Origin of the sequence: Candidatus Palibaumannia cicadellinicola, from assembly GCF_000754265.1 — a bacterium.
GTDB classification, from domain to species: domain Bacteria; phylum Pseudomonadota; class Gammaproteobacteria; order Enterobacterales; family Enterobacteriaceae; genus Baumannia; species Baumannia cicadellinicola_B.
This window is the reverse complement of the sequence record NZ_CP008985.1, coordinates 550,713-570,442: the sequence shown is the minus strand read 5'-3', so window position 1 is coordinate 570,442 and position 19,730 is coordinate 550,713. Positions and strand designations below refer to the sequence as shown.

The 19,730-nt window shown below is 35.3% G+C and carries 17 protein-coding genes, 2 tRNA genes and 1 pseudogene; 1 reads left to right on the top strand and 19 read right to left on the bottom strand.

Going from position 1 to position 19,730, the window contains the following annotated elements:
* Position 1: 1 nt before the first annotated feature.
* The 19 genes and pseudogenes from rpoC to bioH form a co-directional block, all read right to left on the bottom strand.
* Positions 2-4,222, bottom strand: a complete 4,221-nt coding sequence (gene rpoC / locus IM45_RS02775) for a DNA-directed RNA polymerase subunit beta' (protein WP_038499009.1) — start codon at positions 4,220-4,222, stop codon at positions 2-4.
* A 102-nt stretch (positions 4,223-4,324) separates the two neighbouring features.
* Positions 4,325-8,350, bottom strand: coding sequence for a DNA-directed RNA polymerase subunit beta (gene rpoB, locus IM45_RS02770; protein WP_038499006.1), 4,026 nt, complete (start codon positions 8,348-8,350; stop codon positions 4,325-4,327).
* A gap of 142 nt (positions 8,351-8,492) precedes the next feature.
* Positions 8,493-8,858 (bottom strand): 50S ribosomal protein L7/L12, encoded by a 366-nt coding sequence (gene rplL / locus IM45_RS02765; protein ID WP_038499003.1) that lies wholly within the window; start codon positions 8,856-8,858, stop codon positions 8,493-8,495.
* A gap of 33 nt (positions 8,859-8,891) precedes the next feature.
* The gene (gene rplJ, locus IM45_RS02760; protein ID WP_038499000.1) at positions 8,892-9,392 is read right to left on the bottom strand and encodes a 50S ribosomal protein L10; all 501 of its coding nucleotides are present in this window, start codon (positions 9,390-9,392) and stop codon (positions 8,892-8,894) included.
* Between the two features lie 55 nt (positions 9,393-9,447).
* Positions 9,448-10,160, bottom strand: a pseudogene (gene rplA / locus IM45_RS02755) (50S ribosomal protein L1).
* Positions 10,161-10,163: 3 nt separating this feature from the next.
* A complete protein-coding gene (gene rplK, locus IM45_RS02750) occupies positions 10,164-10,592 on the bottom strand; it encodes a 50S ribosomal protein L11 (RefSeq protein ID WP_038498994.1) in 429 nt (142 codons plus the stop codon).
* Between the two features lie 58 nt (positions 10,593-10,650).
* The gene (nusG, locus tag IM45_RS02745) at positions 10,651-11,196 is read right to left on the bottom strand and encodes a transcription termination/antitermination protein NusG (RefSeq protein WP_038498991.1); all 546 of its coding nucleotides are present in this window, start codon (positions 11,194-11,196) and stop codon (positions 10,651-10,653) included.
* Positions 11,197-11,586 carry a preprotein translocase subunit SecE gene (secE, locus tag IM45_RS02740; protein WP_038498988.1) on the bottom strand — a complete coding sequence of 130 codons (390 nt, stop codon included), beginning with the start codon at positions 11,584-11,586 and terminating at the stop codon, positions 11,197-11,199. It abuts the gene before it with no gap.
* A gap of 113 nt (positions 11,587-11,699) precedes the next feature.
* Entirely contained in the window at positions 11,700-12,884 is a 1,185-nt protein-coding gene (gene tuf, locus IM45_RS02735; protein WP_038498984.1) for an elongation factor Tu, read from the bottom strand.
* A gap of 115 nt (positions 12,885-12,999) precedes the next feature.
* The gene (fusA, locus tag IM45_RS02730; protein WP_038498981.1) at positions 13,000-15,117 is read right to left on the bottom strand and encodes an elongation factor G; all 2,118 of its coding nucleotides are present in this window, start codon (positions 15,115-15,117) and stop codon (positions 13,000-13,002) included.
* Positions 15,118-15,229: 112 nt separating this feature from the next.
* Complete coding sequence (rpsG, locus tag IM45_RS02725) at positions 15,230-15,700, bottom strand: 30S ribosomal protein S7 (RefSeq protein WP_038498978.1); 471 nt, start codon at positions 15,698-15,700, stop codon at positions 15,230-15,232.
* An 18-nt stretch (positions 15,701-15,718) separates the two neighbouring features.
* On the bottom strand, positions 15,719-16,093 hold the full coding sequence (gene rpsL, locus IM45_RS02720) for a 30S ribosomal protein S12 (protein WP_038498975.1): 375 nt from the start codon (positions 16,091-16,093) through the stop codon (positions 15,719-15,721).
* 99 nt (positions 16,094-16,192) lie between these two features.
* A complete protein-coding gene (gene tusB / locus IM45_RS02715) occupies positions 16,193-16,480 on the bottom strand; it encodes a sulfurtransferase complex subunit TusB (RefSeq protein WP_038498972.1) in 288 nt (95 codons plus the stop codon).
* A gap of 38 nt (positions 16,481-16,518) precedes the next feature.
* Positions 16,519-16,878, bottom strand: a complete 360-nt coding sequence (gene tusC, locus IM45_RS02710) for a sulfurtransferase complex subunit TusC (protein WP_038498969.1) — start codon at positions 16,876-16,878, stop codon at positions 16,519-16,521.
* Between the two features lie 16 nt (positions 16,879-16,894).
* The gene (tusD, locus tag IM45_RS02705) at positions 16,895-17,317 is read right to left on the bottom strand and encodes a sulfurtransferase complex subunit TusD (RefSeq protein ID WP_260086057.1); all 423 of its coding nucleotides are present in this window, start codon (positions 17,315-17,317) and stop codon (positions 16,895-16,897) included.
* 46 nt (positions 17,318-17,363) lie between these two features.
* Entirely contained in the window at positions 17,364-17,819 is a 456-nt protein-coding gene (gene zur / locus IM45_RS02700) for a zinc uptake transcriptional repressor Zur (protein ID WP_051984612.1), read from the bottom strand.
* A 59-nt stretch (positions 17,820-17,878) separates the two neighbouring features.
* Positions 17,879-17,951, bottom strand: a tRNA-Ala gene (locus IM45_RS02695).
* A 32-nt stretch (positions 17,952-17,983) separates the two neighbouring features.
* Positions 17,984-18,060 (bottom strand) — tRNA-Ile (locus IM45_RS02690).
* A 198-nt stretch (positions 18,061-18,258) separates the two neighbouring features.
* Positions 18,259-18,999, bottom strand: a complete 741-nt coding sequence (gene bioH / locus IM45_RS02685) for a pimeloyl-ACP methyl ester esterase BioH (protein ID WP_051984611.1) — start codon at positions 18,997-18,999, stop codon at positions 18,259-18,261.
* A 146-nt stretch (positions 19,000-19,145) separates the two neighbouring features.
* Between bioH and nfuA the strand changes: the two genes are divergently transcribed.
* Positions 19,146-19,721, top strand: coding sequence for a Fe-S biogenesis protein NfuA (gene nfuA, locus IM45_RS02680; RefSeq protein WP_038498966.1), 576 nt, complete (start codon positions 19,146-19,148; stop codon positions 19,719-19,721).
* Positions 19,722-19,730: the final 9 nt, after the last annotated feature.

Here is a 19,730-nt window from a genome sequence, read left to right as displayed (position 1 = left end):
ATTAGTGATCGTGGTTACTTAATCCTAAGTTTAATAGTTCCGCGAGATTAGCTGACGCTTCATCAGCAGTAATCTGCTGTACATTAAACTCTTCCCTATGGTGACGATTGCGGGCACGTTCTTGATGATATGCATAACCTGTACCAGCCGGAATAAGCCGACCGACAATAACATTTTCTTTTAGACCGCGTAATTCATCGCTTTTGCCCGCTACAGCTGCTTCTGTGAGCACGCGTGTAGTTTCTTGGAAAGAAGCAGCTGATATAAATGATTCCGTAGCTAACGATGCTTTAGTTATACCTAGCAGATCGCGTACATAAGTTATTTCTCTTTTGCCTTCGTGTTTTAACTGAAGATTTTTAATCTTAATACGTGAATATTCTACTTGTTCACCTTCTAAAAAATCTGAATTACCAGCACTAATAATAGTAGCTTTACGCAGCATCTGACGAACAATTACTTCAATATGCTTATCATTTATTTTGACTCCTTGTAAACGATAAACATCTTGTACTTCATTTACAATATAGCGAGTCACAGCATGTACACCACGTAAACGTAAAATATCATGCGGAGATTCTGGTCCATCAGAGATCACGTCACCGCGTTCTACGTGTTCACCTTCAAACACGTTAAGCTGACGCCATTTAGGAATCATCTCTTCATAAGTGTCACTGCTATTTAACGGTGATATTACTAGACGACGTTTTCCTTTAGTATCTTTACCAAAAGAAATAATCCCACTCACTTCAGCTAAAATAGCTGGCTCTTTAGGTCTACGAGCTTCGAATAAATCTGCTACACGCGGTAGACCACCAGTAATATCTTTAGTACCACTAGTTTCTTGCGGCAAACGTGCTAAGGTATCACCACTATGAATTTTAGTTCCATCTTCCAACTGTATAATGGTCTTACCAGGTAGAAAATATTGTGCAGGCATATCAGTATTTGGGATAAGCACATCATGATTATTTAGATCAACAATCTTCAGCGCTGGTCTTAAATCTTTACCGCCACTATTTCTTTCGGCTGTATCTAATACGACGATAGATGATAAACCAGTAAGTTCATCGGTCTGGCGAGTAATAGTCTGCCCATCGATCATATCAGTAAAACGAATAAAACCGTCAACTTCAGTGATCACAGGCATGGTATGTGGATCCCAGTTCGCAACTATTTCCCCACCCATAATTTTTGATCCATCACCTTTTGCCATCACTGCACCATATGGTACTTTATAGCTTTCTTTAGTTCGGCCAAATTCATCGATTAACTTTAGTTCAGTATTGCGAGAAGTAATAACTATTTTATTACTAATATTAATTACGTATTTAGCGTTGATGAGACGAATAGTACCTTGATTTTTGACTTGAATGCTCGATTCAGCCGCAGCACGGAAGGCAGCTCCACCGATATGAAAAGTCCGCATAGTTAGCTGAGTACCAGGTTCACCAATAGATTGTGCAGCTATAACACCGATAGCTTCACCATTATTAACTAAATGACCACGTGCTAAGTCACGACCATAACAATAGGCACAGACACCAAAGTCTGTGTCACAGGTAACGACTGAACGAACTTTAATATTATCAACAGAGTTTTCTTCTAGTACGTCACACCATTGCTCATTGAGTAGAGTATTACGTTCCACAAGAACATCAGCACTACCAGGTTTCAATAGATCTTCTGCTGTGACACGACCTAGTACACGTTCGCGCAATGGTTCTTTTACGTCGCCACCTTCTATCACTGGGGTCATAATAATACCTGCAATAGTACCACAATCATCTTGAGTCACTACAAGATCTTGTGCTACATCTACTAAACGACGAGTCAGATAACCAGAATTTGCTGTTTTTAATGCTGTATCTGCTAAACCTTTACGTGCACCATGTGTAGAAATAAAGTATTGTAAAACGTTTAAACCCTCACGGAAATTAGCTGTAATCGGAGTTTCTATAATTGAACCATCAGGTTTTGCCATTAAGCCACGCATACCTGCTAACTGCCTAATCTGTGCAGCAGATCCCCGTGCACCAGAGTCTGACATCATAAAAATATTATTAAATGATACCTGCCTTTCTTCTACACCATTACTATTAATAACAGTTTCAGTAGAAAGATTATCCATCATAGCTTTAGCTACGCGTTCATTAGCAGCAGCCCATATATCAATTACTTTGTTGTAGCGTTCACCAGCAGTCACTAAACCGGATTGGAATTGCTCTTGAATCTCAGCTACTTCTGCTTCAGCGTCATTGATAATATCTGCTTTCTTGGAAGGTATAATCATATCATCAATACCAACTGATGAACCAGAACGAGCAGCATAGGCAAAACCAGTATACATAATTTGATCAGCAAAAATTACCGTAGGTTTAAGACCTAATATACGATAACAGGTATTCAACATCTTAGAGATAGATTTTTTACCAAGCACCTGGTTAACCAGTACAAAAGGTAATCCCTTTGGAACTATCATCCATAGTATAGCTCGTCCAATTGTTGTGTCTATAATGTGTGTGTTTTCAATCCAGTTACCATGATCATTTTTCTCATATTCCGTAATACGTACTTTAATACGAGCATGTAACTCTGCTATTCCAAGACGATAAATACGTTCCGCTTCTTTAGGTCCAGTAAGAACCATACCTTCACCTTTACCATTAACGCGGTCACGAGTCATATAGTATAAACCTAAAACGACATCTTGTGATGGTACTATAATAGGTTCACCGTTTGCTGGTGATAAAATATTATTAGTAGACATCATTAAAGCTCGAGCTTCTAATTGTGCTTCAAGTGTTAATGGAATATGTACTGCCATTTGATCGCCGTCAAAGTCTGCGTTATATGCAGCACAAACTAATGGATGTAATTGAATAGCTTTACCTTCAATTAGTACAGGTTCAAATGCTTGTATACCCAGACGATGCAAAGTTGGCGCACGATTCAACATTACCGGATGTTCACGAATTACTTCATCCAAAATATCCCAAACCACTGCTTCTTCACGTTCAACCATTTTCTTTGCAGCTTTAATAGTCGTTGCAAGACCACGGCGTTCTAGCTTGCCATAGATAAAAGGCTTAAATAGTTCAAGGGCCATCTTCTTTGGTAGACCACATTGATGTAGACGTAGGTATGGTCCGACAGTAATTACTGAACGGCCAGAGTAATCGACGCGTTTACCTAATAAATTCTGACGAAAACGACCTTGCTTTCCTTTTATCATATCTGCTAAAGACTTTAGCGGACGCTTATTAGAGCCTGTAATTGCACGTCCGCGTCGTCCGTTGTCTAGTAATGCATCTACTGCTTCTTGCAACATACGTTTTTCATTGCGAACAATAATATCTGGTGCGGATAAATCAAGTAATCGTTTAAGACGATTATTACGATTAATAACACGGCGATATAAATCATTGAGATCTGATGTAGCAAAACGTCCACCGTCTAGCGGTACTAACGGACGTAGATCTGGCGGCAATACTGGTAGTACATTTAAGATCATCCATTCAGGCTTATTTCCTGATTGTACAAATGCTTCTAGTAACTTAATACGTTTAGTAAGTTTCTTACGTTTCGTTTCTGAGGTAGTTTCTTCTAGTTCTTCTCGTAATTGTTCACATTCCTGCTCAAGAGCTATATTTTTTAACAAAGCATGAATAGCTTCTGCGCCCATTTTAGCATCAAACTCATCACCAAACTCTTCGAGGGCATCTAAATACTGCTCTTCAGTTAAGATTTGATTACATTCTAAATTAGTCATACCACTTTCAACTACTACGTAGGACTCGAAGTAGAGTACACGCTCTATATCACGTAGTGGCATATCTAGCAATAAACCTATACGTGATGGTAAAGATTTTAAAAACCAAATATGTGCCGTAGGAGAAGCAAGCTCGATATGTCCCATACGCTCGCGACGCACTTTTGTCTGGGTCACTTCAACGCCACATTTTTCGCAAATAACACCACGATGCTTCAGACGTTTGTATTTACCGCATAAACACTCGTAATCTTTAACCGGTCCGAAAATACGTGCACAAAATAAACCATCACGCTCAGGTTTAAAAGTGCGGTAATTAATAGTCTCAGGTTTTTTTACTTCACCGAAAGACCAGGAACGGATCATGTCTGGTGAAGCTAGTGCGATTTTTATCGCATCAAACTCTTCAGTCTTAGCTTGTGCTTTCAGAAATTTCAGTAAATCTTTCACGGCTTTTAGCTCTTGTCAGAGTTAGATCTAAGATCTGTGAGATGCCTGATTTTGATATTGCAGGCACGCTTATTTATATGTTATGTTAATTGTTAGAAGAAATTATTCTTCTTCTAGTTCAATATTAATACCCAGAGAACGTATTTCTTTTAATAAGACGTTGAAAGATTCCGGCATTCCTGGTTCCATAGTGTGATTACCATCAACAATATTTTTATACATTTTGGTACGACCATTAACATCGTCTGACTTGACGGTCAACATTTCTTGTAACGTATATGCTGCACCATAAGCTTCTAGTGCCCAAACTTCCATTTCACCGAAACGTTGACCACCGAACTGTGCTTTACCACCCAGAGGTTGTTGAGTCACTAAGCTATAAGATCCAGTTGAACGCGCATGCATTTTATCATCAACTAGATGATTAAGTTTAAGCATATACATATAGCCTACTGTTACTTGACGCTCAAATTTTTCACCGGTCCTACCATCAAAGAGAGTTATTTGACCAGATGTTGGCAACTCTCCTAACTGTAGGAGTTCTTTAATTTCTTTCTCTGTAGCACCATCAAACACTGGTGTTGCTATTGGCATACCATTTTTTAAGTTTGTAGCTAGCCGTAGTACTTCTTCGTCGGAAAATAGATTAAGATCAACTTTTTGTCGTACATTATCGCCCACATTATAAGCTTTCTGAATAAATTCACGTATTTTGATTATATCTTGGTGCTGCTTAAGCATAGTATTAATTTTATCACCGATACCTTTCGCAGCCATTCCTAAATGTGTTTCAAGAATCTGACCAATATTCATACGTGATGGAACACCCAGTGGATTTAGTACTATATCAACTGGTACGCCCTTTTCATCGTAAGGCATATCTTCAATTGGATTGATCTTAGAAATCACACCTTTGTTACCGTGACGACCAGCCATTTTATCGCCAGGCTGAATTTGTCTTTTTACTGCTAGGTATACCTTTACTATTTTGAGAACACCAGGGGAGAGATCATCTCCTTGAGTAATCTTACTACGCTTTTCTTCCAATCTTTTATCAAAAACTTTTTTCAACTCATGGTACTGTTCTGTTAATTGTTCTAGTTGATGGTATTTGTCTACATTTTGTAAACCAAATTTAAGCCATTGCTCGCTACTTAACTTCGATATTTTATCAATATTAATATCTATACCATCAGAGATTAGTACATCACGAATACGAGTGAATAAACCCGCTTCGAAAATTCTTAATTCTTCTGTTAGATCTTTTTTAGCCTGTTTAAGCTGCATCTCTTCAATTTCTAGTGCTCGCTTGTCTTTTTCTACTCCGTCTCTAGTAAAAACCTGTACATCGATTACTGTACCAGAGAAACCATTGGGTACTCGTAATGAAGAATCTTTCACGTCTGAAGCTTTTTCGCCAAAAATAGCGCGTAATAGTTTTTCTTCTGGAGTCAGCTGAGTTTCACCTTTTGGTGTAACCTTACCTACTAGTATGTCACCACTCGTAACTTCTGCACCAATATAGACTATTCCTGATTCATCTAGTTTGCAGAGCGCTGCTTCACCTACATTTGGTATATCAGCAGTAATCTCTTCAGGACCAAGTTTTGTATCGCGTGATATACAAGCTAATTCCTGTATATGAATAGTTGTAAAACGATCATCTTGTACGACACGTTCGGAGACTAACATAGAATCTTCAAAGTTATAACCATTCCATGGCATGAATGCTATACGCATATTTTGCCCTAAGGCTAGTTCTCCTAGATCAGTAGATGGACCATCAGCTAATACATCACCGCGCTCAACTCGTTCACCTAAAGATACACAAGGCTTCTGACTAATACAGGTATTCTGATTAGAACGAATATATTTCGTCATGTGATAAATATCAATTCCAGCTTCATCTGAATACATTTCATTACTATTAATATTAATCACAATACGCGAAGCGTCCACATATTGAACTATCCCGCCACGTTTAGCAACAGCAGTGACTCCAGAGTCAACTGCTACTATACGCTCCATACCAGTACCTACTAATGGCTTGTCTGTACGTAAAGTCGGTACTGCTTGACGTTGCATATTGGCACCCATTAAAGCGCGATTAGCATCATCGTGCTCTAGAAAAGGAATAAGAGAAGCACCAACAGAAACAACCTGTTGAGTTGAAACATCCATATAGTTCACTTGTTCATGGCTAAATAAACTAGATTCACCCTTATTACGACAGGTAACTAGATCATCAATAAAATTACCGTTTTCATCTAGATTAGTATTTGCCTGTGCAATAACGAAGTTACCCTCTTCAATCGCAGAAAGATAATGAATTTCTTCAGTAACAATACCATTATGTACACGACGATATGGTGTTTCTAGAAACCCATACTCGTTCGTTTGTGCATATACAGAGAGAGAGTTTATTAGACCAATATTAGGTCCTTCTGGGGTTTCGATGGGACAAACACGACCATAATGAGTTGGATGTACGTCACGTACTTCGAATCCAGCACGTTCACGAGTAAGGCCACCTGGTCCTAGTGCAGAAATACGGCGTTTATGGGTAATCTCAGATAATGGATTATTTTGGTCCATAAATTGCGATAATTGGCTAGAACCAAAAAATTCTTTCACAGCTGCTGAAATTGGTTTAGCGTTAATAATATCTTGCGGCATCAGAGTATCCAAATCACTTAGAGATAAACGTTCTTTAACAGCACGTTCTACGCGAACTAAACCCACTCTAAATTGATTTTCTGCCATTTCACCAACAGAACGGATACGACGATTGCCAAGATGATCGATATCATCTACTTCACCTTTACCGTTACGAATATCAATTAGTTTCTTCATTACTTCTATGATGTCATCTTTACTCAAAAGACCAGAACCTTCTATCTCTTGACGTAACAATGCACGATTAAATTTCATTCGACCAACAGCAGATAAATCATAACGATCTTCTGAAAAAAATAGATTTTCGAAAAGATTTTCAGCCGCTTCGCGGGTTGGTGGTTCACCAGGACGCATCATACGATAGATTTCTACTAATGCACTAAGACGATCTTTTGTAGGATCAATGCGCAATGTATCTGAAATATAGGCACCATGATCTAAGTCATTTGTAAATAAGATTTCAATACAGTGAAATCCAGCTGCACTTAGTTTATGTAATAATTCAATAGAAACTTCAGTATTAGCAGTAGCAATTATTTCGTTTGTATTATTACTAATATAATCTTTTGCTATCACTTTACCGATAATGTATTCGACGGGTACTTTGATTTTATTAATGTAATCTTTTTTAAGCTTGCGAATATGATGTACGGTAATACGACGGCCTTTTTCTACATATATAGTACCATTTGCTTCAATATCAAATGAAGCTGTTTCTCCACGTAAACGTTCAGGAACTAGTTCCATCTCTAACTTATGTTCATTAATATTGAAAACTACTTTTTCAAAGAAAGTTTCTAGAATTTCGTTAGTACTTAAGTGCAACGCACGTAGAATAATCGTAGCTGGTAATTTACGACGGCGATCTATACGAACAAATAAGTGATCTTTTTGATCAAATTCAAAATCTAGCCAAGATCCTCGATAAGGAATAATACGTGCATTAAATAAAACTTTACCTGATGAGTGGATCTTACCCTTATCGCTATCAAAAAAAACACCAGGACTACGGTGTAATTGTGAAACGATAACACGTTCAGTTCCATTAATAATAAATGTACCATTCTCAGTCATAAGGGGAATTTCACCCATGTATACTTCTTGTTCTTTCATTGAAGTTTCTGGTACTTCACGCTCATAGATAATTAAGCGTAATATTACGCGTAATGGTACAGAAAAAGTCACACCACGAATTTGGCACTCTTTAACATCGAAGATAGGATCTCCTAAACGATAACTAACATATTGTAATTCAGCGTTGCCGCTATAGCTCTGTATCGGGAATACGGACCTAAAAGCAGCTTCTAGCCCATATTGACCTTCCGGATCACGTTCAATGAACTTCTGAAAAGAATCAAGTTGTATCGAAAGAAGATAAGGAACGTCTAACACTTGTGGACGTTTTCCAAAATCTTTACGAATACGTTTTTTTTCGGTATAGGAGTAAACCATAGGGTTCCTCAGCTATAAGACAGTAAGATAAAAATCTTGAAGATTAATTATTTAGTGTCAAATGTCACTAATACGATATAACACAAAAAAGCTGGTGACTATAAAGTCACCAGCTATCACTTTGTCTATAAGACAAATAAATTTATTTGATCTCAACAGAAGCACCAGCATCTTCCAAAGCTTTTCTTAAAACTTCAGCGTCATCTTTACTTACACTTTCTTTTAGGGTAATTGGTGCAGATTCAACTAAGTCTTTTGCTTCTTTTAAGCCCAGACCAAGAGCGCTTCGTACTGTTTTGATAACAGAAACTTTGTTACTACCAATAGCTCTAAGTACCACTTCAAACTCAGTTTGTTCTTCAACAGCCTCAATAGTACTGGGAGTCACAGCTACATTAGCAATAGAGGAAACACCAAATTTTTCTTCCATCATAGAAATTAGCTTAGTAACATCTAAAATAGACATTTCGGCTACGGCGTCTAAAATTTGTTCTTTAGTGAGTGACATAGCAATTTTTCCTAAAATAAGGTAAATGTTTTTTTACGCCGCTTTTTGTTTCTGATGCGATAGTGCCATCAAAATGCGAGCTAGTTTTCCTAAAGATGCTTCTTTTAGAGTAAACATCATATTTGCAATTGCTTCTTCGTAAGTTGGCAGAGTAGCTAATTGATCTATCTGTGACCCCGGAATAATTCTACCTTCAAAAGCTGCTGCTTTAATATGAAATGTTGTATTATCTTTAGCAAAACTTTTAAAAAGACGGGCAGCTGCACCCGGATGTTGAGTAGAAAATGCAATTAAAGTGGGCCCAAAAAAAGTTTCTTTTAAAGATGCAAAATGAGTATTTTCAACAACGCGATACATCATCGTGTTACGAACAACAAGCATATTGACGCCCATTGTACGACCTGCTGTACGTAGTTTGGTCATTTCATTTACTGGAATACCACGGTAATCAGCAACAACAGCAGATAGTGCATCTTTAGCTAATTTTTTTACTTTAGCAACAATCGCTTGTTTATCCTGCAGATTGAGTGCCATGAGATTTTTCTCCTGGATTAAGCCTAGAAGATGGGTCAAATGTTAAATATAAAAATTAAGGACTAACTTGATTCACTATCGATAAGCTAGATTTATCAATGGTTAAGCCAGGTCCCATGGTTGTTGATAAACAAACTTTTTTATATAAACACCTTTAGTCTGTATTGGTTTGTCTTTTTTAAGTGCCATCAACAAAGCTTCTAAGTTTTCTTTTAATTTATTCGATTCAAAATCTACTTTACCGATGGTCGTATGAATAATACCGTTTTTATCATTATGGTAACGTACCTGACCAGCTTTAATCTCTTTTACCGCTAAAGAAATATTATTAGTAACAGTACCTACTTTAGGATTAGGCATCATACCGCGTGGACCTAAGATCTGTCCTAATGGGCTCACTATGTACATAGTATCTGGAGATGCAACAACAACATCAAAATCTAATTGGCCTTTTTTTATTTGTGCAGCTAAATCTTCCATACCAACTACATCAGCACCTGCAGTTTTAGCTGCTATAACATTGATACCCTGCGCAAAAACTGCTACACGGAGACTACGACCAGTACCATGCGGTAGTACCGTTGCACCACGGATATTTTGATCTGATTTACGTGCATCGATACCAAGTATTACCGCTACATCAATACTCTCTATAAACTTTACTATAGCAACATTTTTTAATAAGGTAATAGCATTATATATATTATGTTCTTTAGTAGAGTTAATTTGATCACGAATTATACGCATACGCTTGGTGATTTTAACCATATTTTAACCTTCTACTACCAGACCCATAGAAAAAGCAGTACCTATAATGGAACGATACATAGCTTCGACATTACTACTGTTCATATCTGCAGCTTTGGTTTCAGCAATTTCACGAACTTGAGAATGAGTTACTTTACCAACTTTCTCTATTTTTGCTTGACTAGAACCAGACTTAATACCAGCTGCTTTTTTTAATAAAATCGCAGCTGGTGGAGTCTTAGTAACAAAAGTAAACGAACGATCAGAGTAGACAGTAATAACAACAGGAATTGGCAAACCTTTTTCAAAAGACTCCGTTTTAACGTTAAAATGTTTACAAAATTCCATAATATTAACGCCTTGCTGACCTAAGGCTGGACCTACTGGTGGACTAGGATTTGCCATACCTGCAGCAATTTGAAGTTTTACATACGCTTGTATTTTCTTGGCCATTTTGATTTCCTATTTAAGCGACTTAATTCAGCTCTTTAATCAATTAGAGAGCTTGAGCTTAACCTTTTTCTACTTGACCAAAATCTAGTTCTACAGGAGTAGCGCGACCAAAAATAGAAACTGATACTTTTAAGCGACTCTTCTCATAATCTACTTCTTCTACTACTCCATTAAAGTCAGCAAATGGTCCATCATTAACACGTATTAATTCTCCTGGCTCAAATAGTGTTTTAGGACGTGGCTTATCACCTATTTGTTGTAGACGATTCATGATCGCATGAACCTCTTTATCGCTAATAGGTGCAGGACGATCTGATGTACCGCCGATAAAACCCATGACACGCGGTACACTCCGTACTAAATGCCAACTACTATCATTCATTACCATTTGTACTAACACATAACCAGGAAAGAATTTCCTTTCACTTTTACGACGTTGGCCACAACGAATTTCAACAACTTCTTCTGTTGGTACCATAACTTCCCCAAAAAATTTTTTTGTAGCATGTAATTTAATATATTCACGAAGGGATTGTGCTACTCGTCCCTCCAAACCGGAAAACGCTTGAACTACATACCAGCGTTTTTGAGAATCTTCGGACATCTAGAACCTCAGGCTGGTAATAAAAGATACCATACTGACTAGAAAACTATCTAGCCCCCAAAGAATAAGTGACATTAATGTAGTAACTATAGCTACTATTAAAGTGGTATAGAAAGTTTCTTGGCGAGTTGGCCAAATAACTTTACGTACTTCAATACGTGCTTCACGTACAAACATAATCATTAACTTACCTTGCTCAGTCATTAGAGCAACAATACCTGTAATAGTAATTATAAAAAAGATAGCTACTATTCGTAATATCAAGCTTAAATCTCGATAAAAATAATTACCTACAATAGCTATTATTAATAATAAAATTACTATGAACCATTTTACTATTTCTTGGATACGTTTTTTTTCTTTTTCTAGAGCTTCGGTATTAGAAATCATAAATACTAATACCTATAACATAATTTTAATAAACATAGCTTAATTTTAGCTCATCAATTTAATTGATTATATATATTATATATATATTTAATTTTTTATAAGATTAAAACTATTTACTCGATAATGTTAGTAACAACACCGGCACCAACGGTATGACCACCTTCACGGATAGCAAATCGTAATCCTTCATCCATAGCAATAGGAGCAATTAAATTAACAATCATTTTAATGTTATCACCAGGCATAACCATTTCAACATCTTTTGGTAATTCAATAGTACCTGTTACATCAGTAGTACGGAAGTAAAATTGTGGGCGATAACCTTTAAAAAAAGGAGTATGACGTCCACCTTCCTCTTTATTGAGAATATAAACTTCTGATGTGAATTTAGTATGTGGTTTAATTGATCCTGGTTTAGCTAATACCTGACCACGTTCTACATCATCACGTTTTGTTCCACGGAGCAAAACACCAATATTCTCACCAGCACGTCCTTCATCTAATAATTTACGAAACATTTCAACACCTGTACAGGTAGTTTTCGTAGTATCTTTAATACCAATAATTTCTACTTCTTCACCAACTTTAAGAATACCACGCTCTACACGACCTGTTACTACTGTACCACGACCTGAAATAGAGAAAACATCTTCAATAGGTAATAAAAATGATTTATCAATCGCACGTTCTGGTTCAGGAATATAACGATCTAGTGCTTCAGATAATTCAATGATTTTTGAAGTCCAATTCTCATTATGTTCTAATGCTTGTAATGCAGAACCACGTATGATAGGAGTTTCATCTCCTGGAAAATCATATTGCGAAAGCAATTCTCGTACTTCTATTTCAACTAATTCTAGTAATTCTTCATCATCAACCATATCACATTTATTAATAAAAACTATAATGTAGGGAACACCTACCTGACGAGCTAAAAGAATATGCTCTCGTGTCTGAGGCATTGGACCATCAGTTGCAGCTACAACCAAAATGGCTCCATCCATTTGTGCAGCTCCAGTAATCATATTTTTTATATAGTCAGCATGTCCTGGGCAATCTACATGTGCATAATGACGTGTTTGAGTATCATACTCAACATGAGAAGTATTAATGGTAATACCACGTGCTTTTTCTTCTGGAGCATTATCTATTTGATCAAAAGCAAGCGCATTACCACCATAAGTCTTAGCTAAAACTGAAGTTATAGCTGCTGTTAAAGTTGTTTTACCGTGATCAACATGGCCTATAGTACCTACGTTAATGTGTGGTTTGGTACGTTTAAACTTTTCTTTAGACACTGTTATATTCCTATATTCCTTACGCTATTATTTTATATCATGCTTTTTATATTTTATTATTATTTATGCTCATTAACCGCATAGCATTTATGTTATAGTATGAACACTTCAAAATTTATTTAGTGTGACGTTTTTCAATAATAGCCTGTGTAATATGATTTGGTGCTTCATAATACTTCATAAATTCCATAGAATAAGAAGCTCTACCCTGAGTTTGTGAACGTAGATCTGTAGCATAACTAAACATTTCTGATAATGGTACCTGTGCACGAATAGTTTTACCAGTTAAAGTATTATCCATACCACTAATTATACCACGTCTACGATTTAAGTCACCAATTACATCTCCCATATAATCTTCAGGGGTTTCGACTTCCACTTTCATTATTGGTTCGAGAATAACTGGTTTAGCCTTCATAAATCCTTCCTTGAAAGCTATAGAACTTGCAAGCTTAAATGCCATTTCCGATGAATCTACTTCGTGATAAGACCCATCAAAAGCAGTAACACGGACATCTACTATTGGATAACCTGCTAAAACGCCGCTATTGAGCTGTTCTTGAACACCTTTATCGATTGCTGCTAAGTATTCTTTAGGAACTACTCCACCAACAATTTTATTTATAAATTCGTACCCTTTACCTCCTGGTTCCATTGGTTCTATACGTAACCATACATGACCAAATTGACCCCGACCACCTGATTGACGAATAAATTTACCTTCTTGTTCAACAGTAATACGGATAGTTTCCCGATAAGCTACTTGTGGTTTACCAACATTAGCTGTTACATTAAATTCACGATGCATTCGATCGATTAGAATTTCAAGATGTAGCTCACCCATACCAGCAATAATGGTTTCTCCAGATTCTTCATCTGTCCATACGTGGAAAGATGGATCTTCCTGTGCAAGACGCCCTAAAGCAAAACCCATTTTTTCTTGATCAGTTTTAGTTTTAGGTTCAACAGCAACTGAAATTACAGGCTCAGGGAACTCCATTCGTTCAAGAATAATAGGTACAGATGGATCACATAAGGTATCTCCAGTAGTAACATCTTTGAGACCTATTGCTGCAGCAATATCGCCTGCCCGAACTTCTTTTATCTCTTCACGTTTATTAGCATGCATTTGTACGATACGGCCAAAACGCTCACGTTTGTCTTTAACTGAGTTCAGTACTATATCTCCAGAACTAACCATACCTGAGTATACTCTGAAAAAAGTAAGGTTACCAACAAACGGGTCAGTTGCAATTTTAAATGCAAGCGCTGAAAATGGTTCTTGATCGCTAGAGTGGCGTTTATCGTATATTTCTACTGCCATGTTATTAACATTTAGAACACGATTAATAGTAGCGATATCAGTAGGAGCTGGTAGATATTCTATTACAGCATCTAACATCGCTTGTACACCTTTATTCTTAAAGGCAGAACCACAAGTAACCAGTATAATCTGATTATTTAAAACTCGTTGACGGAGACTAGATTTAATCTCCTCTTCAGAAATTTTTTCACCATTTAAGTATTTTTCCATTAACTCCTCGGATATTTCTACTGCCGATTCAACTAAATGTTGATGCCATTTTTCAGCTTCATCTTGCATTGCAACAGGAATATCTTCATAAGTAAAACTTACACCTTGATCAGCTTCACTCCAATTTATAGCTTTCATTTTTACTAAATCAACAATCCCAGTAAATTTATCTTCTGCTCCAATGGCAAGTTGAATAGGTACTGGTTGAGCAGAAAGACGAGTTTTAAGCTGTTCAACAACGCGTAAATAATTAGCACCCATACGATCCATTTTATTAACGAATGCGATACGCGGAACTTTATATTTATTTGCTTGACGCCATACAGTCTCTGACTGTGGTTGTACTCCACCAACAGCACAGTAAATCATTACTACACCATCTAGTATACGCATAGAACGTTCTACTTCTATTGTAAAATCAACGTGTCCAGGAGTATCAATAATGTTAATGCGATGAGCATCAAACTGTTTCGCCATACCTGACCAAAAACAAGTAGTAGCAGCGGAAGTAATTGTAATACCACGTTCTTGTTCCTGAGCCATCCAATCCATAGTAGCTGCACCATGATGAACTTCACCGATCTTATGATTTACACCAGTGTAGTATAAAATACGTTCAGTTGTCGTTGTTTTCCCAGCATCAATATGTGCACTAATACCAATGTTACGATAGTGTACAATAGGTGTTATCCGAGCCATTTGAATCCTCAATTACTGGCACGTTCGTATTAAACTAATTTTATTATTTTATTAAATTAGATAGATCAAATCTATCTAATTTAAATATTACTTGTTTATTTAATAAAGAAAATTACCATCGATAATGAGCGAATGCTTTATTAGCATCTGCCATACGGTGAATATCTTCACGTTTTTTAACAGCAGCACCTTTATTTTCTACGGCATCATAAAGTTCATTTGCTAAACGTATAGACATAGATTGATCACCTCGTTTACGAGCAGCTTCTACAAGCCAACGCATTGCTAATGTATCGCGACGCACTGGACGAACTTCTATAGGAACTTGATAAGTAGAACCACCAACACGACGAGATTTTACTTCAATAGTAGGACGCACGTTATCTAACGCAACTTCAAAAGCTTCTAGATAGCTTTTACCAGAACGTTGAGCTAAAGTTTCTAGTGCGGTATAAACGATTGCTTCAGCAATAGATTTTTTACCATGCCTCATTAAAATATTAATGAATTTAGCTAAAAGTTTAGATCCTAACTTTGGGTCTGGTAGTATTTGACGTTGACCAATAATACGACGACGTGGCATAAAAACACTCCATTTTCATTAATTTTTTTGTTTTTTAACACCATATTTAGAGCGGCTTTTTTTGCGATCTTTCACACCGGAACAATCAAGAGCACCACGAAGAGTATGATAACGAACACCTGGCAAATCTTTTACACGCCCACCACGAATTAATATAACTGAATGCTCTTGTAAATTATGACCTTCTCCTCCTATGTAGGAAGTAACTTCGAAACCATTAGTCAGACGAACACGACATACTTTACGTAGAGCAGAATTTGGTTTTTTTGGAGTAGTAGTATATACACGAGTACATACACCACGTTTTTGTGGACAGCGTTCTAATGCTGGAACATTATTTTTTACCACTTTCATAGTGCGCGGATGTCGCACTAATTGGTTAATTGTTGTCATTTTAGGTGATTCCTAGACATATACTTATATAGTATGTATATACTTATGTAAAAAATAAAGTAAAGTTTTAACTAAAATATAATATATAAAAAATGTATATTACCAAGCTATTTGTTGTTGATTTTTTTCAGTTAAAGTTACAAATTCAGTATAATTAATAATTAAAATATCATATGAAAAATAATCATATAATCCTCGGGCTAAAATATCATTTTTCAATGCATATAGTGTTAAAGGTGCAGTTTTTAACATGTATAGTATTGGTGAATTCTTTAATCCTGCTATAACACCATCTGCCCAGAGCAAAAGATCAGCTTTTAATCTTATCGTACGTAATAGTGTTGCTATATCGCAATCATAAGGAGAGTAGCTTAGAGTATAAAGCATTATGAAATAGTAATAACTGATAAGTAATCAGGTATCAATTAGAATGTTATAATATGATCATAAGAATATAAATTCTTATTCCAAATATCTGCTGGTAACCATTCGACGTCTAAGATTAAATCTACATTAATATCAAAACCTCGCTCTATTGCTGAATCAGCATATAAATATAAACGATTAATATCATATAAAGGTAATATATTAAATAAAGGAACAAAATTTTTCATCAAAATTTGTTCTGGTTGCTGATTTGTCAATAATAATAAAACTCCATCTCCAATAAAAAATACTCCTAATAACTCACAAAACGCTGATATAGCTAACAAAGCATCTAATCCTTCACGTCCAGTAGTATTACCGTGTGGTCCATGAGTAAAAATACAAGCAATATTTTTCATATTTATTACATAAATTCTAAAATTGAATTAAACGATCACATTTGAGTATAGCTTCTGCTAAAGAACTAAGACCACTTAAGTTAAAACCAGGCTGTAGATTATCTCCAAATTTATCAAGCTGTAAGGACTGTGTAGTCTCAGTAATACCACGACGTAATCCAGCAGAGACACATAAATTTAATGATACCTTATATTTTGCTGCAAATTTTAGCCAAGATTGTACTAAATTGATTTCATCATTAGCAGGAGCTATAAAATAGTTAGCATTATATACTCCATCTTGATAAAAAAAGATGGTATTAATACCATGACCACAATTTAATAGTGCTTCTGCAAACTGTAAAGCACTACTAGCACGTTGGTTACCATAAGCAGGACCAGTAATGAGTAGACAATAATCTAATTTTTTAGGAAATATGGTATTAATAGTATTACTCAATAATTAATTTGTTAAGCTTGAATCAAAACTAAGTGTTAATATTTATTTATAAAGTATGTACCACACATTGTGTGCATAAACCATGTGCTTCTACTATATTATGAGATATAGCAAAACTAGCTTGAGTAGCCATACTTTGCAAAAGATGTTTTATCTTCTCAGCGGCTTTTTCAGTAACTTGACCACATTTATCACAAATAAAAAAAGCTGAAGTATGTAAAGGATCAGTAAAATAATGACAAAGCATAAAACTATTTGTTGATTCTACTCTATGAATAAATTTTTGATCTATTAAAAAATCTAATGCACGATAGATCGTTGGTGGTTTAGCTTGTGGTTCTGAATGACGTAATAAATTAAGTAATTCATAGGCACTAATAGCATTATTTTGTTTAATCATTAAGCGTAATACTTCTAGTCGTTGAGGTGTCATACGTACATTACGTTGTACGCATAATTTTTCTGCTTGACTAAGTAATTTACGTTGTATAACTACATTCATAATTTTATTAGTAATTAATATAATAATTTATTAGATGTTTTTATTAATTAAACGTAATGTGGAGCTAAGCGGGTTTGAACCGCTGACCTCCTGTGTGCAAAACAGGCGCTCTCCCAGCTGAGCTATAGCCCCAATATATAAGTGCTATATATTATAACTATAGTTGGTAGGCCTGAGTGGATTTGAACCACTGACCTCACCCTTATCAGGGGTGCGCTCTAACCAACTGAGCTACAAGCCTATGCTATAGTATATATATATTGATAGTTTATGTAAGTACTTTAATAAGGTACGAGTACTTATTATATAATATATATTATATTTTACTTTTTTTAACTCAATCGTCAAGTTTTCATTTCTATCCGTAGCTCAAATTACCTTAATTAACATAACATGTAAATTATTGTGTTTGAAATACTCTTAAAAAGTTAAATAAAGCTTAATTTAATAATTTATTAAACAATAATAATTCATTACAGAACAATTCTGTATGAGATAAAAATGGAACATGAGCAGCTTTTTCAAAAATTATACTACGATAGTTAGAAAGACAAATTTTATCAATTAAAGGTACTGTATGTACTGGTACTAACATATCTAGTTTACCATACATACGTAATAATGGTAAATCTAATTTACTTAAAATATGACGTAAATCACTAGAAAATAATAATTTTAAGCCAATATTTAATATATTAACAGATAGTTTTTGCTGAGAAAATATGATTTGTTTTAACCAACAAGCATCTCTATATGCTGAATGAGTATTTATAGTTTGTAAGCTGATAAAGTCATTGATCGCTTTAATAAAATTCGTATTTAGTTGATGATAAAAATTGCTTAAAGTTTTATGACTAATCCCAGGCCATTCTTCTGTCGCACAAAAACATGGTGAAGAAGCTACAATAATCAGACCTAGTATTTTTTCTGGCCATAAGTAAGCAAGCTGAGTCGCTACTAGTCCACCTAGTGACCAACCAAGTAATAAAGTTTTAGTAGGTATTTGATTGACTATTATTTCTGCTATTTGTATTAAAGTAAGAGATGTATAACAATCATTTTTACCATAACCTGGCAAATCAATAATATATAAATTAAAATGATCTGCTAACTGCGAAGAAATACAAGACCATACTTTTGCATTTAATCCCCATCCATGTAACAAAACTAAATTTTTCATAACCTAATATGCATTAAATAATTTGTTTATTATATTTTGCTAGATAAATTAAGTACTTATTATTAATAAGTTTTTATTATATTGTCATTTTTAGCATTATAGCTGTATGATAAAATCACACTTAAGTCAACAATTACGTAACAATAATGATATTTATTACCAATGCTGCTCAAAAATATTTTGTTCAATTACTTAAGAAAAAAAAAACAGGTACTCAAATACGTATATTTGTTATGAATCCAGGTCGCTATAATGCGGAATGTGGTATTTCTTATTGTCCAACAGAAGAAATAGAAGTAAATGATTTACAATTAAAGTTTGATGAATTTATAGCTTATATTGATGAGTATAGTGCACCTTATCTCAAAGATGCTGAGATTGATTTAATTGATGATAAACTAGGCATTCAATTAACTTTAAAGACACCTAATATCAAAATTCCTGAAATAGATTGTCAAGCTTCATTAGTAGAGCGTGTGAAGCATGTACTATGTGTTGATATAAATCCTCAGCTTGCAAGTCATGGTGGAAATATTACACTAATAGAAATTACTCCAGATATGTTTGCTCTTTTGCAATTTTCTGGTGGATGTCATGGATGTTCAATGGTACATCATACATTAAAAGAAAACATAGAAAAAAAACTATTAGAAATGTTTCCTCAACTACAAGGTGTACAAGATATTACTGAACATAATCATGGAGAACATTCTTACTATTAAACTATTGAA